The following is a 14480-nucleotide window of genomic DNA, read 5'->3' as shown; positions in this document are numbered from 1 at the left end:
TATGGCAGCCTTTTCCTACAAAGCGATGGATAAATCCGGACGTAATAAGTCTGGAGTCATTGAAGGTGATAACGCCAAACAGGTGCGAGCTCAACTTAGAGACAAAGGGCTCATTCCTCTGGAAGTCGAACAAGTTGCCGAAAAAGAGCAGAAAAACGCATCCGGCTTTAGCGGTCTCTTCCAACCAAAGATTTCCACCTCAGATTTAGCGCTACTGACTCGCCAGTTGGCCACATTGGTAGAATCATCTCTGCCACTGGAAGAATGTTTACTTGCCGTTGCAGAGCAATGCGAGAAACCACGTCAGAAAAGCATGATGATGGCAGTGCGCAGCAAGGTAGTCGAAGGCCATTCATTGGCAGATGCCATGTCTGAATTTCCGGGCGTATTTGATAATCTGTTCTGCGCCATGGTGTCGGCGGGTGAAAAGTCAGGCCATCTGGATACCGTGCTCAACCGATTGGCAGACTACACCGAAAAACGTCAGCACATTCGTAGCAAAATCACCCAAGCCATGATTTACCCAATTCTAATGCTTACCATTGCCTTTGGTATCGTCAGCTTACTGCTAACCTATGTGGTACCCAAAATTGTCGGCCAATTCGATACCATGGGGCAAGAACTACCGGGTGTAACCCAGGTACTGATTGGCCTGAGCGAATGGTTTAAGTCCTACATTCTGTACGTGATCATCGCAGTCATACTGCTGGTGATCCTGTTCAAGCGCATGTTAAAAGTACCTGCTATCCGACTCAAAATTCATCGTCGTCTTTTAGGCGTGCCAGTGTTCGGCAAGGTCATTAAAGGGCTGAATACTGCGCGTTTTGCCAGTACCCTGAGTATTCTAACTGCAAGTGCTGTTCCCGTATTAGACGGTATGCGTATCGCAGGGCGAGTGCTTACTAACGATTTCATCAAGAAACTGATAATGGAGGCCGCCACATTGGTACAGGAAGGTTCCAGCTTGAAAGTTTCATTGGAGAAAACCAAAACTTTTCCGCCCATGATGATGCATATGATTGCCTCCGGGGAGAAAAGTGGAGAACTACAACAAATGTTGGCACGTGCTGCCGACAACCAGGATCGAGAGTTTGAAACTCAAGTCAATATCGCCTTGAGCATCATGACTCCCGCGATCGTACTCATGATGGCAGGTATCGTATTTTTTATCATTATCGCCATCCTGCTACCAATCGTATCCCTGAATTCACTCGTCTGACGAAGGAGACGCACATATGAAAGCAAAAGGTTTCAGCCTCATCGAAGTTATGGTTGTAATCCTCATCATTGGTTTAATGACAGCCATTATTGCCCCCAACATTTTAGGCAATACCGAGGAAGCAAAATTGAAAAAAGCCGCTGTTGATATTCAACAGTTGGAAGGCGCTTTAGAAATGTACAAACTGCGCAACAATGTGTTCCCTAGCACAGAGCAAGGTTTGGATGCATTGGTTAAAGAACCTACGATTGAACCGATACCAAGAAATTACCCAGCCGAAGGCTTCATCAAGCGTTTACCTCAAGACCCTTGGGGCAATGACTACCAATTGCTAAGCCCGGGTGAATTAGGTGCAGTTGATTTGTTCAGCAATGGCCCAGATGGTCAACCAGGTACTGACGATGATATCGGTAACTGGAACCTGAACGACTTCCTGAATTAATCCATTATCTTTCAGTAATGATCGGCGACTATCTAAACAGTGAAGCATTCATCACCACTCATGCAGCGCAGACAAACCGGCTTTACCTTACTCGAGGTAATGCTGGTGATTACGCTTATGGCGTTATTTGTCAGCTTTGTGGTGGTGAATATGGGTGGGCAAGATAAAGCCGAAGAATTAAAGAAACAAGCACAACGCTTTCAAGTGATATTTGATATGGCCTCCGATATGGCCATATTGAATCAGCGTCAATTAGGTCTACGTATTAATGAAGAAAAGCAAAGCTTTGCCTTCATGTATCTGGATCAAGAACAGCGTTGGCAGTTGCTTACCGAAGACAACCTGTTCAAAGAATCCGAACTCCCCGATCCTTTCACCTTCGAATTGCAATTAGATGGCTTGCCCTGGGATACACAAGACAGCCTGTTTGACGACGAAATCTTTGACGAAGAACTGTCTATTCGAGACGAAGGCGTTGAAATTGGAGACGAAGAAGAAAAGCAACTTCCTCCCCCGCAGATACTGATCTACTCCAGTGGCGAAGTCACGCCCTTTAGCCTGATATTCAAATACGAACCTGATTTTGGTGACGACCCGGTTACTTATTACCGCATTAATGGCATTGATGAAACACCATTAATACTAGAGGGGCCGCTGGAAAACCTATGAAGAATTCGAGCGGACAGCTAAAGATCAATGCACCAAACGGTATGACTTTGATAGAAGTCATGGTTGCCCTGTTAATTTTCGCATTTACAGCAACGGCTGTAATGAAAGCAACCACCGAGCACTTGCGCGGTGTGGGTACGCTTGAACAAATGACCTTTGCCACCTGGGTTGCCAACAACCGCCTGACTGAAGTTAGCCTGGACGAAAAATGGCCGCCTCAAAACAACGTTAAAGGCTCTGAGGAAATGGCTGGAATCACTTGGTATTGGAAGCAAAAAGTGGTCAAAACTCAGGAAGAGAACATGCTATCAGTGGAAATATCGGTCAGCGAAGATGCAGCCGGTGAAAATGTTTTAACGACCGTGAGTACCTTTGTTGCCAAGCCGAATCAGGGAACGAAGAGTAATGGGGGTCGATAACATGTACAGAAAGCCGACTTCTGTCTATTCACGTTCACTTCGTCAAAAAGGCTTCACCTTGCTTGAAATCATGGTGGCGATGGCCATTTTCACCTTGATTGGTCTGGCATCCAATAGCGTATTAACGACAACATTAGACAGTGACGCACTTTCCCAAGAGCGCTTTAATCAGCTCAAAAAATTACAACGCGTCATGATCACCATCGAGCGCGACATACTACAAGCTTCACAACGCCCTATACGAGTAGAAGGCGAGAAAAACGAGATCGTATTACGTGGTGGCTTAAATGCCTTTGAAAGCGACGCCGACGGCGTTGGTTTCGTACGCGCAGGTTGGGACAACCCACAAATGATGCTTCCTCGCAGCAATTTACAACCTGTCGTTTATCGACTTCGCGACAATAAGCTAGAAAAGCTGTATTCCAACTATGTCGATAACGTCGTCGGCACTGAACCTAAAATAAAAGTCTTGATGGAAGATATTGAAGACTTTCAGGTTGAATTCTATGCCGGTGGAAGAAGTACAGCGGATGACGACTTACAATGGGCGGAAGTATATGCAGGAACAACCCTTCCCAAAGCTATCGCAATTGCCATCACTTCCAAAGAATTTGGCACTATTCGACGTGAATTCCTCTTGGCAACAGGAACAGGAGGTAATTCAGAATGAGGCCAGGAAACCAAAAAGGCATCGCGCTAATCGTCGTCCTTTTAATTGCATCCATTGTCATTATATTGTCAACGGAAATGGCAGGTCGCCTACAGCTTAATGTTAAACGTGCAGCCAATATCAAAGATAGTAATCAGGCATATTGGTATGCAATGGGGGCTGAGCAATACGCAACCATCGCCATTAATAAACTGGTAGAAGATGCCAAGGGTGTGATTCATATTAATCAGGCATGGGCAAAAACCAACCTCACTTTCCCATTACCTAATGGAGGCATACAGGCCGAGCTTGTCGACATGCAAAGCTGTTTTAACCTGAATGCGATGCAGGTACAGCAAACTCAAGGTAGTGCAAATCAATCAATTCCGGCAGCGTTTCATCGCTTACTCACTAATCCAGAATATAAAATTCCCAGTTTGGAAGCAGACACGTTAAAAGATTCATTAGTAGACTGGCTAGATGAAGATTCAAACCTATCAGGCAGTTTTGGCGCTGAGGATCCAGACTATGAATCCAAGCCCTTTCCCTATCTGGCCGCCAATAACCTGATGGTAAATAAAACCGAGCTGCGCTTGGTCAATGGCGCAAAACTTCCCTGGTTAACCCAGCTAATGCCGTTAGTGTGTGCGATACCTGGGGTATCGGTATTAAAAATTAACGTGAACACACTCACGCCAGAACATGCGCCACTACTGGCAGCCCTAACAGGCATGACCATCAGCACGGCAGAGAACGTTATTGGCAGTATACCTTATGACACAAAAGAAGAATTTATTAATCAGCCCGAAGTAGCAGCCCAAGGGTTAACTGATGAGCAAAAAGATTGGTTCGATGTAACAACTCAGTATTTTATTTTATATACCAAAGCCAGTTACAATAACGCCACTTTTGCCATGTCGTCCGTTTTTAAAATTGACAATGCCGAGAGTATCAAGGTTATTCGTCGAGAATTTGGAGGTAAACTTTAGTGGAACAGTTGGTCATCCGTTTAGGTTCACATACGGATCAGCCCGTTCATTGGCTGGTATGGTCTGGTGAACAGAACGAGATCATTGCGTCTGGCGAGTTAACCAATGCCTCTGAGTTGTCCACTCTGAAAGACAGGGCTGGCAATCGTCCCATTATTACATTGGTTCCAGGCAGTGATGTCTTACTTAAACAGCTTGTTTTACCTGCGAAAGCGGCTCGCAAAGCGTTAGCAGCTATCCCTTTCATGTTGGAAGATGAAATCAGTACCGACATCGACAGTGCATTTTTCGCACTAGGGCATCAGGAAGGTGAAAAGCAAAACATTGCCATTGTTCAAAAAAACAAAATGGCCCAGTGGCTAGGGTTGTTGAAACAAGCAGACTTGGTATGCAACCGCATGATCCCTGATACTCTGGCGTTACCTTTAAAACAAGATGCGTCAGAGCAAGAAGGCTGGTCAATGATGACCCTGGGGGATGATGTTCTCGTTCGTCAGGGAAGCTGGCAAGGGCTACAAGGTGAAGCGGGTTGGGTATACAGCGCTATTGCTCATTATGCCAAACATCAGGAAAGCAAAGTCCTTATTCATTGCCTGACAGAGATTGCGATTCCCGCCATCCCTAATGTTGAACTGGAACCTGATCTTGCTCCCCTGCCGATGGAAGTCCTCACTCGCGGTGCATTAAGCAGTACATTCAACTTATTGCAGGGGCAATTTACCCCTAAAAAATCAGCAAGTGGCGCTGTGAAACAGTGGCGACTCGCGGCTATTTTAGCGGGTGTGGCATTGTTGATAACGGTGGCTGATAAAGGCATGCAAGTGACTCAATTGAGCCAGCAAAAAGAAACTCTGGACGCTCAAATTAAAGAGCATTTCCAACGCGCCTTCCCGGAAACCAAACGTATTGTTAATGTACGCAGCCAGATGCGTAAGAAGCTGCAAGAATTGGAAGGAAAAGGCGGTAGCACTTCCATGTTAGTTATGTTGTCACAGCTATCTAATGCTTTTTCTGCCACCAAGGTCACACCACAAACTTTACGTTTCGACCAAGGTCGTTCAGAACTCCGTATACAGGCTGTTGCAGCCAATTTTGAAGCTTTGGAACGTTTTAAATCGTTAGCCGAGCAACAAGGTTTTCAAGTAGAACAAGGCGCAATCAATAACCGTGATAATCAGGTCATGGGTTCTTTGGTGATAAGGAGCTAACATGGAACAATTACTTGAAAAATACCGTGCCCTGAATGAACGAGAGCGCACTCTGACTATCGCCGCCGGGATCATGCTGGTTGTCTCCATATTTTACTTTGGCATTTGGTCTCCTATGCAACAGTCGCTGAAAACCAACAAAGCAGCGGTAGCCAGTCAAACAGAACTGCTTGAGTGGGTTGAACAATCCGCTAATCGCGCCATTCAATTAAAGCAATCTTCAGGTTCCAATCGAACGTTTAATGGTTCCTTGCCTCAAACAGTAAACCAGACTGCCGCCAGATTTAACATTGCCATTACCCGTATGCAGCCCCAAGGCGATGAAATCCAGGTGTGGGTTGATAAAGCACCATTCAATGAAGTGTTAAAATGGCTACAACAAATGGAGCAGCAAGGCATTAACATCGCAGAAGCGGATTTAGCCGAGTCTGATGAACCCGGAATGATTAAAATCCGCCGACTCAGGTTAAGCAAATAATGCCATTGCTTGGCATTAGGATGGTTCCGAGCACAAACAAAGCCGCAATCTGCGGCTTTCTTGTATCTCTTATCACTGGTCATTAACTAAAGGTATTCAGTCGTGATCCAGAAACATAAAATCAAACTCATCGTTATCAGCATTCTTCTTTATATCTTCATGCTTCTGGCCAACTTGTCAGCAGCACACATAGTCCATCGCATAACATTACCTAAAAATGTAAGTTTGCAAGGTATTGATGGAAGTATCTGGCAAGGTCAAATAAGCAAAGCCGTCATTAATGGCGTTCCGTTAAAAAATATCCAATGGGACGTAAACCTCTTGCCTTTACTGATAGGTTCTATTTCGGCAGATATCAAAGTCAGTGACCCTCGTATTGCCGAAGATGTCTCGTTTTCAGGTGCAGCCTCTTTCTCTGTTGCTTCTCAAAAGATTGAACTGGATGACGGCCGATTACAATTACCGACTGATCTGGTGATGGCAAAGCTACCGTTACCAATTCCCGTCAACGCCAACGGGCGCTTCAAGTTAGATTTGGACTACTTGGTGTATTCCATCCCGGAAAAACAATGCTACGCAATGGCGGGTAAAGGACAGTGGATAAATGCCAGTGTCGAAGGCTTAAATGGCTTTATTGATTTCGGTAACTTTGACGCCACGCTAAATTGCCCTGACAACCAAATTGAAATCAAAGTCGATCCGCAAAACCGTTTAAATATGGATGTAGTCGCAACGGTTAACGCTAAAGGGAAAATCAAAGCGAAAGGACGCTTTAAGCTCGATCCATCATTGCCCAAAGACGTGCAACAGGCCGCCATATTATTTGGTACTCCTGATGCCCAAGGCTACTATTCTATTTCGATGTAGCCACTATCCAGACTTTATATAACCTGAATTCGGGTTATTTAACGCCAAGGATTGGCTCGAATATCGTCAAGTAAGTAACGATAATCGTCGATAGCCGGGAAGCTATCTATGTCTCTCGTCGGTTGCTTGCTATCGGGGTTACGCACTGCCAGTAAATGAGCAATACCAAATTCTTGAGCCGCTTCCAGAATGTGCAAACTGTCATCAACAAACAGGGTATGCTCATTTTCAAAGCCTAATCGCTCTTGCAACTGTCGCCATAGCTCTTGAGATTCTTTAGTGACACCAAATTCATGGGTAGAAATAAGAGTGTCAATATGGCTGTCTAATTGAGTTCTTTCTACTTTGAGGGACAAACTCCCTGGGTGAGCATTGGTTACTAACACCACTTCCCGTCCGGTGGCATGTAAGGCGTCCAGAAAGGGAAGTGTGTCGTCACGCATCTGTATTAAATGATCAACTTCACGCTTGGCTTCAACAATATCCATTTGCAATTTATCCGCCCAGAAATCCAGGCAATACCAGTGAATAGTGCCGTGGACTTTCTCGTATTCCTGTTTCACGAATTCCTGAGCCTGTTCAACAGAAATGCCATCTCGTTGTGCCAATTTTTGTGGCAAGAACTCCAACCAGAAATGATTGTCGAAATGCAAATCAAGCAAAGTACCATCCATGTCCAACAGAACCGTTTTAATCTCTGACCAATTTAACTCGCTGGCGTTGTTTGAAACTAAAGTATTTGCTTTGTCGCTAGGTGAAGTCACAAGAAGGCCTAAAATATCAATTAACTAATGCGGAAAGTGTAACATCAAAAATGCCTAAACAGCGATTCAGAACTCAATCCTCAGTACCTTTTATACTTGAGTATTTCCCCTATTTGTAAATCCTTGCCTATTATTAATTGGTAAATTTCCAGCAACTAAAATATTCAAAATTAAGAATGAGGAATTGCAATGAGTTTATCCGAACAACAAGTGACATTGATTCAAGAAAGTTTCAAAAAAGTCGTTCCCATCGCCCCTGATGCAGCCAGAATCTTTTATGCCAAGTTGTTCGAGTACGACCCTGAATTAAAAGCCTTGTTTAAAAGCGATATGGATCAGCAAGGGCAAAAGTTGATGAAAACCTTGGGAGTAGCTGTCGCTGGCTTAAGGGATCTCAGTGCCTTGGTGCCAGCACTTGAAGGATTAGCGGTAAAACACCTGGATTATGGTGTAAAAATAGAAGACTACACACCTGTTGGTAACGCTTTAATTTACACCCTGAAAGAAGGACTGCAAGACGGCTTTGATGACGCCACCAAAGAGGCATGGATCACACTACTCAGAACCGTCATCGAAGTCATGAGAAAAGCCGCTTACCCAGGCTTTTCCCCCGAAACCTACAATAACACAAAACAGTACCACCACTAGGTAACAACAACGCATAAACACGCATTAAAAATAGGGGTATTAATACGGGTCACAGCTCATTGATAAAAACTTAAAATTTCCTTCCCGTGCGGCATAGGCATTTGAATTTATAAACGTTATAGTAGCAACGAGAATGAAGCTTACGTGAGTGGTAAATGAGTAAAATTGACCCAGACAAACCATTACCCGAAATCACATCACGAGAAATTGTCGCCAAGAGCAATTTATTCCGTGTAGAAGGTATAGATTTAGAATTTTCCAATGGTGCTAAACGCCGATTTGAACGCATGGCTGGCTCAGGTCGCGGTGCAGTGATGATTATTCCGTTCATTAATCCAGAAACTTTTCTACTTGTCAGAGAATACGCTGCCGGCACTCATTCATACCAAATTGGTTTTCCCAAAGGGCTTATCGATCCGGATGAAAAACCGGAACAAGCCGCAGGACGCGAATTGCAAGAAGAAGTTGGATACGCCGCAAACTCTTTATCTCTGCTACACTCAGTAAGTATGGCACCCACTTTTTTCAACGCTAACATGGATATCTTCATTGCCAGCGACTTATACCCTAGCAGCTTACCGGGAGATGAGCCGGAGCCTTTAGAGGTTATTGAATGGTCAATTCATGACATCCCGGCCTTACTTGCCAGAGATGACTTTACTGAAGCTCGAAGCATTGCAGCCCTCTTACTGGCGGAAAGAAGCCTGGCCGCGAAAAGCCACGCAGAAACAAGCTCAACAGAAGGAACAGGTAATCGTTAATGCCCGACCGAGAAGCCTTGCTAGAACTTGCCAAACAAGCATGCATTAAAGCCGGCAAACAAGTGCTGGAGGTATATGATAGCGGCGACTTTACATCATTCTGCAAAGACGATAATTCACCGGTCACAACCGCTGACTACATGGCCAATGAAATCATCTGCGAACTCTTGCAAAAGCATACTCCCGACATTCCCATCATGTCGGAAGAAAACAGCAACGAACCACTCAAGAAGCGCCTACACTGGAAGCAATATTGGCTTATCGACCCTATTGATGGAACAAAAGAATTCATAGCCCAAAGTGGGCACTTTGCGATCAATATTGGCTTGGTAGAAGATCACGAACCTGTCATTGGCGTTATTTATTGGCCCACAGCAGATACCATTTATTTCGCCAGCAAAGGCAACGGGGCATTTAAACAATCTCCGCAAGGCAAAGAACAGATCCATGTACGCCAAATCTCCGATCCACAGCAAGACGACTTAATCGTAGCCATTAGCCGCGAGCAACCACCGGAAAGAGTAATGTCAAAAATGTCATCAACCCGACAGTACTCAACTCTCGCTTTAGGCAGTTGCTCTCTAAAATCCTGTTACGTAGCAGAAGGCAAAGCCGACGTTTTTGTCCGACTGGGCATTACAGGTGAATGGGATACCGGCGCATCGCAATGCATCGTCTGTGAGGCAGGCGGTAATATCGCCGATATTAATTTTGAACCGCTAACCTATAACCAACGCGATAGCCTGAACAATCCAGATTTTATTGTAACTGGCGATCAACGAGTTAACTGGCAAAGCATCATCAAGTAAGCTATTTTTCAACACCACACCGGTAAGCTATTTACCGTCCATATATCAACCCAACAACCAATAAACACAAAGCAAATTATGAAAAATATACGTTCCGTTTTAGCTTTAACACTAACGTTAGCGACTTTACCGTCATGGGCAGGCTGGAAGTTGGAGCCTGAGCTTTCTTCAGTAGATTTTGTTTCCGTGAAGAAAGAGCACATTGCAGAAACTCATCACTTTAAAAAGCTAACAGGAGCCATTTCCGACAGCGGCAAACTGATGGTTAATATCGACCTGGCCTCTGTTGAAACAGGTATTGGCATCCGCAATGAAAGAATGCAAAACATGCTGTTTGAAGTCGCGGAATTTCAAAAAGCAGTTCTATCATCCGACGTGAGCGAAGTGCTGGCAGAGCTCACAAAAGACGGTTCATCAAAGCAACTAATTACTACTCAACAAGCCACCCTGGTACTACACGGTAAAAAACAGGCAATAGAAGTGAAGCTATTGCTGACCTTCGATGGCAACAACAAAGTGACAGCCTCGGTAATCACCCCTATTCTTATTCACGCAAAAGACTTTGATCTGGAAGCTGGCGTTATAGCTTTACAAGAAATAGCAGGCTTAAGCGGGATAACCAAAACCGTTCCTGTAACGGCTAATTTGGTGTTTAAGAAATAATTGTTCTTAAATTAAGATTCATGCTTCCTAAAGTACGTAGGGAGCATGAATTGACCGTAATACTAATTGCCCTGCAAATAGAATTTAACCTGATCTTTCGGCACAATATCCACCGTTTCATGCAGCTCACTGTATAGCAAAACTGCCTCACCGGATCGCAACTGAACCAGGACTTGCTCTACTTTTGCAGACAAAGACACTTCTTCTTCCCCGTAATCAGTGCCTTCTCTTAGAACAAAAGACTCGGCAATTGCAGCAAGGGTTTCAGCTTCAAGCTCTTCAATAGGAATGATCATCAGGTTTGTAATCGCTTACTTCTTCAAATTATTCAAGTAATCCAACACCCTTGAATGCAGCCATATTTTAGGATTCCAGGGAGTTCCTTGCATAAAACCAACATGCCCACCTTTTTCAGTCACATCCAGTTCAACGGTTGACGATAATTGCTCAGGCTTAGGCACTACGGCTTCGTTCATGAAGGGGTCGTCTTTGGAATGCACAATCAATGTGGGGGTTTGAATATTTCGTAGGTACTGCATTGAACTACAACGTTGATAATAATCATCTGCGCTGGCGAAACCATGTAGAGGCGCAGTCACCTTTTCATCAAACTCTCTAAAACTACCAATTTTAGGAACAAGGTCAGCAGGGATCTTAAGCATATTAGCGAAATCCACACGCTGCATCTTTTGCATTAAATTCTCACGCATACTCTTGAGCAAATAAGATTGATAGATACGTGAAAAGCCTTTACTGATACTTTGGCTACATTCATCCAGGCGCATTGGTGGAGAAACAGCAACTCCCGCAGAAACTAACGACTGATGGGGATTTTCGCCAAGCAATTTCAACAGCATATTGCCGCCAAGGGAAAAGCCCATCGCCACCATTTTAGGCACATCCAAAGATTTCTGTTTCAAATACTCCAGAAAATACAATGCATCACTGGTTTCACCAGAATGGTAAGAACGAGGCAGCCGGTTCGGCTCGCCACTACATCCTCTGAAATGCATTAACACTACCCACCAGCCATCCTTAAATAACTTGGCGATCATGTCATTGGCATAATGAGAACGAATCGAGCCTTCGAGTCCATGGAACATGGCAACCAGCCCTTTGCAGCCAGAAGGTCTTTCTGACCAGGATAAATCAAGAAAATCGCCATCAGGCAGTTCCAAACGTTGCGGTATAACATTGAGCGCCTCGCGACGCTGGAAAAATCTCGGCCAAATGGTTTGTATATGACGATTTTTAGCCCACCAAGGTGGTGTAAAAGAATGGTTGTTCCTTGACATATTTAGTAATTCACACTCACCAATTTATAAGGAATTGAAGGACAAACTGGCTTCATACAACCAGTTAATATGGCGTTTCAACTCTTGATTATGGGGGTTGTTTCCACGAGAAAGCAATAACTCATACTGAGAAAGGTTGTTAAACCTAGCCTGATCCATAAGCTCCTTCATACATTGTGAATCGATGTCCAACATAGCAGCAACCAAGATTTGCTGTTGCTCCTTCTCCTTTTGCAGTTCTTCTTTTTTCAGTGCCTGATAAGCCGCTTTACTCGCTTCATCTTCAATATAAAGTTTTGCTTTTCTGCGCTTCTCTCGTAGAGAACGAATTTCAGCGTCACTCTCTTCGATAACCTGCAACAACTGAACCAACGCTTGTTGCGATAACTCATAACTCTTCGTTTGCATAAAACAACACAACAAAAGCGCGTTGATGTTTGCGTCGAAATCATCTTGCAAACGTAAACACACCGAAGCGACTGGCTTACCCTGATATGTGGCAGCATAAAACTGCCATGAATACTGCCAAAACTGTTCAGCAATCTGCTTAATGTTACTGGTTTCAGCCATACTCTCGGTCAAACTCCTGTTGCGCTTGCTCAAGTTCATCCTGAGCTTCAAACCAGCTGGCTTCGGCCTCTTCTAATTGCTGTTTAAGATCCGTTTGCTCTGCCAGCAATGCGATCAGTTGGTCTTTTTTGTCCTCGGAATATAACGCGGTATCCGACAGCTTTTCCTCAATGCTCTGTAGCTTTTCAGAAAATGAATTCATGGCTTTTTCAGAGCGGCTAACCTGATCACGTAACCCTTTGGTTTTTTGCCGGAATTCCGCCTGTAATCGCTTTTCATCCTTACGATTTATCTTCTCGGGCTTATCTTGAGCTGTAGCCTGTGTCGCTTCTGCTGCCTGCAATTTTACAGACTGCATGACCCATTGCTGGTAGTCACCCAAATCACCTTTGAACACATCAACCGTACCGCCATCAACCAAATAGAAATCATCACAAACAGAGTTCAGCAAATAACGATCGTGCGATACCAGCAACACTGCGCCGGTATAAGTTTGAAGCGCAAACGTCAGCGCCTGACGCATTTCCAAATCTAAATGGTTGGTCGGTTCGTCTAGCAATAACAAATTCGGTTTACGATAAATAATCAACGCTAAAACAAGACGGGCTTTTTCACCGCCCGACATTGGCCCAACTGGCGCTAATGCGTCATCACCTCGAAAACAAAAACCACCGAGATAATCACGCAATTGTTGCTCTGTTGCTTGCTTGTCGAGCCTTTGGATATGCCATAAAGGCGACTCGTCGAAATTCAACTTTTCAGCTTGATGCTGAGCAAAATAGCCAATGTTTACGCCTTGGCTAACCTGATAATCGCCAGCAATGGGCGATAATTCTGACGCGAGCAACTTCACCAAGGTAGATTTACCAGCACCATTATGCCCCAACAAGCCAATACGACTACCAGGAACCAGATTCAGGTGAATATCGCGCAAAATGACCTTGTCGCCATATCCAATTTGAACTTTCTCTAATTTAATTAGTGGGTTAGGCTCTTTTTCAGGTTCAAAGAATTCAAATGAGAATGGATTTTCTTGCTGGACAGGAAGAATATCTTCCAACCGAGAAAGCTGTTTAACCCGGCTTTGTGCCTGTTTAGCTTTCGACGCTTTGGCTTTAAAGCGATTAATAAAGCTCTGTAAATGAGCAACCTTCGCCTGCTGTTTTTCATATTGTTGCTGTTGCAGCCTCAGGCGGGCAGCTTTTTGCTTCTCGAAGCTGGAATAGTTTCCAGTATAGGTCTGAAGCTTTTGTTGTTCAAAGCTCAGAATATGCGAGACCGTATTGTCCAGAAAATCCCTGTCGTGCGAGATCAACATTAATGTACCAGGGTATTGTTTCAGCCACTTTTCAAGCCAAATAACAGCATCTAAATCCAGGTGGTTAGTGGGTTCGTCGAGCAACAATAAATCTGACCGACAAATCAACGCACGAGCTAGATTCAAGCGCATACGCCATCCACCAGAGAATGAATCGACTGAGTTCTGCAATTCCGCCTGCTTAAATCCCAAGCCTTGTAAAATAACCGAGGCGCGTGATTCAATGTCATAACCACCCGCAATCGCAAGTTGGTCGTGCCAATGAGCAATGTCATCGCCACGGTTCTCGGCTTCTGCTCTAGCTAACTCGTTTTGCACTCGAGTAACCTGAACATCCCCTTCGATGACATATTGCAAGGCTGGCATAGCAACCGCTGGCGTTTCCTGCTGCACAGCAACCACTTCCCAGGTTTTGGTCACAAACAGTTCGCCAGACTCAACATGGGCATTGTTCTGAAGCAAAGCGAATAAGCTCGATTTGCCGCATCCATTACGTCCAATTATGCCCATTTTCTGCCCAGGCTGGATATCAGCAGAAGTGTCTTCTAGCAGCACCTTGGTGCCACGCATTAATGTAATCTGGTCAATTCTGATCATTAGCCTGTATTACTCAAATTCATTGCTAGCGGAATAAAACTGGCGGGGATTCTACCTTGTTCAGAGCCAAGCGCCAAAGGGTGTGTGAGATTTTATGGTAGGCAGGTTTATGGTC

Annotated in this window: 18 protein-coding genes; 13 read left to right on the top strand and 5 right to left on the bottom strand. The window is 44.5% G+C overall.

Annotated features, from left to right (window positions below; translation table 11 throughout):
• Position 1: 1 nt before the first annotated feature.
• The 9 genes from gspF (at position 2) to KIH87_RS00570 (ending at position 6940) form a co-directional block, all read left to right on the top strand.
• The gene (gene gspF / locus KIH87_RS00610; RefSeq protein ID WP_232359607.1) at positions 2 to 1219 is read left to right on the top strand and encodes a type II secretion system inner membrane protein GspF; all 1218 of its coding nucleotides are present in this window, start codon (positions 2 to 4) and stop codon (positions 1217 to 1219) included.
• 16 nt (positions 1220 to 1235) lie between these two features.
• Entirely contained in the window at positions 1236 to 1661 is a 426-nt protein-coding gene (gene gspG, locus KIH87_RS00605; RefSeq protein WP_232359606.1) for a type II secretion system major pseudopilin GspG, read from the top strand.
• Between the two features lie 60 nt (positions 1662 to 1721).
• The gene (gene gspH, locus KIH87_RS00600; RefSeq protein WP_232361399.1) at positions 1722 to 2330 is read left to right on the top strand and encodes a type II secretion system minor pseudopilin GspH; all 609 of its coding nucleotides are present in this window, start codon (positions 1722 to 1724) and stop codon (positions 2328 to 2330) included.
• Complete coding sequence (gene gspI, locus KIH87_RS00595) at positions 2327 to 2749, top strand: type II secretion system minor pseudopilin GspI (RefSeq protein WP_269751479.1); 423 nt, start codon at positions 2327 to 2329, stop codon at positions 2747 to 2749. The genes gspH and gspI overlap by 4 nt, the downstream gene beginning before the upstream one ends.
• Before the next feature lies 1 nt (position 2750).
• On the top strand, positions 2751 to 3419 hold the full coding sequence (gspJ, locus tag KIH87_RS00590; RefSeq protein ID WP_232359605.1) for a type II secretion system minor pseudopilin GspJ: 669 nt from the start codon (positions 2751 to 2753) through the stop codon (positions 3417 to 3419).
• Positions 3416 to 4387 (top strand): type II secretion system minor pseudopilin GspK, encoded by a 972-nt coding sequence (gene gspK, locus KIH87_RS00585; RefSeq protein ID WP_232359604.1) that lies wholly within the window; start codon positions 3416 to 3418, stop codon positions 4385 to 4387. The genes gspJ and gspK overlap by 4 nt, the downstream gene beginning before the upstream one ends.
• A complete protein-coding gene (gspL, locus tag KIH87_RS00580; protein WP_232359603.1) occupies positions 4387 to 5595 on the top strand; it encodes a type II secretion system protein GspL in 1209 nt (402 codons plus the stop codon). The genes gspK and gspL overlap by 1 nt, the downstream gene beginning before the upstream one ends.
• A 1-nt stretch (position 5596) precedes the next feature.
• Positions 5597 to 6073, top strand: a complete 477-nt coding sequence (gspM, locus tag KIH87_RS00575; RefSeq protein WP_232359602.1) for a type II secretion system protein GspM — start codon at positions 5597 to 5599, stop codon at positions 6071 to 6073.
• Between the two features lie 102 nt (positions 6074 to 6175).
• Positions 6176 to 6940, top strand: a complete 765-nt coding sequence (locus KIH87_RS00570; RefSeq protein ID WP_232359601.1) for a type II secretion system protein N — start codon at positions 6176 to 6178, stop codon at positions 6938 to 6940.
• Positions 6941 to 6978: 38 nt separating this feature from the next.
• Here KIH87_RS00570 and yrfG read toward each other — a convergent pair whose 3' ends face one another.
• Positions 6979 to 7614, bottom strand: coding sequence for a GMP/IMP nucleotidase (gene yrfG, locus KIH87_RS00565; protein ID WP_232361397.1), 636 nt, complete (start codon positions 7612 to 7614; stop codon positions 6979 to 6981).
• A 279-nt stretch (positions 7615 to 7893) separates the two neighbouring features.
• Here yrfG and KIH87_RS00560 point away from each other — a divergent pair, with 279 nt between their 5' ends.
• The 4 genes from KIH87_RS00560 (at position 7894) to KIH87_RS00545 (ending at position 10585) form a co-directional block, all read left to right on the top strand.
• Positions 7894 to 8352: a globin family protein gene (locus KIH87_RS00560; protein ID WP_232359600.1), complete on the top strand. Its 459-nt coding sequence runs from the start codon at positions 7894 to 7896 to the stop codon at positions 8350 to 8352.
• A gap of 155 nt (positions 8353 to 8507) precedes the next feature.
• Complete coding sequence (gene nudE, locus KIH87_RS00555; RefSeq protein WP_232359599.1) at positions 8508 to 9113, top strand: ADP compounds hydrolase NudE; 606 nt, start codon at positions 8508 to 8510, stop codon at positions 9111 to 9113.
• Entirely contained in the window at positions 9113 to 9922 is an 810-nt protein-coding gene (gene cysQ, locus KIH87_RS00550; protein ID WP_232359598.1) for a 3'(2'),5'-bisphosphate nucleotidase CysQ, read from the top strand. The genes nudE and cysQ overlap by 1 nt, the downstream gene beginning before the upstream one ends.
• A 78-nt stretch (positions 9923 to 10000) precedes the next feature.
• Positions 10001 to 10585 (top strand): YceI family protein, encoded by a 585-nt coding sequence (locus KIH87_RS00545; RefSeq protein WP_232359597.1) that lies wholly within the window; start codon positions 10001 to 10003, stop codon positions 10583 to 10585.
• Positions 10586 to 10647: 62 nt separating this feature from the next.
• Here the strand turns inward: KIH87_RS00545 and KIH87_RS00540 are convergent, their stop codons facing one another.
• The 4 genes from KIH87_RS00540 to KIH87_RS00525 are packed head-to-tail and all read right to left on the bottom strand — an operon-like array spanning position 10648 to position 14365.
• Complete coding sequence (locus KIH87_RS00540) at positions 10648 to 10881, bottom strand: YheU family protein (protein WP_232359596.1); 234 nt, start codon at positions 10879 to 10881, stop codon at positions 10648 to 10650.
• 15 nt (positions 10882 to 10896) lie between these two features.
• Entirely contained in the window at positions 10897 to 11880 is a 984-nt protein-coding gene (locus tag KIH87_RS00535; RefSeq protein ID WP_232359595.1) for a hydrolase, read from the bottom strand.
• A gap of 24 nt (positions 11881 to 11904) precedes the next feature.
• Complete coding sequence (locus KIH87_RS00530) at positions 11905 to 12450, bottom strand: TIGR02444 family protein (protein WP_232359594.1); 546 nt, start codon at positions 12448 to 12450, stop codon at positions 11905 to 11907.
• Positions 12443 to 14365 (bottom strand): ATP-binding cassette domain-containing protein, encoded by a 1923-nt coding sequence (locus tag KIH87_RS00525; RefSeq protein WP_232359593.1) that lies wholly within the window; start codon positions 14363 to 14365, stop codon positions 12443 to 12445. The genes KIH87_RS00530 and KIH87_RS00525 overlap by 8 nt, the downstream gene beginning before the upstream one ends.
• Between the last annotated feature and the right edge of the window lie 115 nt (positions 14366 to 14480).

Source organism: Paraneptunicella aestuarii (genome assembly GCF_019900845.1).
GTDB lineage: Bacteria > Pseudomonadota > Gammaproteobacteria > Enterobacterales > Alteromonadaceae > Paraneptunicella > Paraneptunicella aestuarii.
This window is presented reverse-complemented; position numbering and strand designations above follow the sequence as displayed.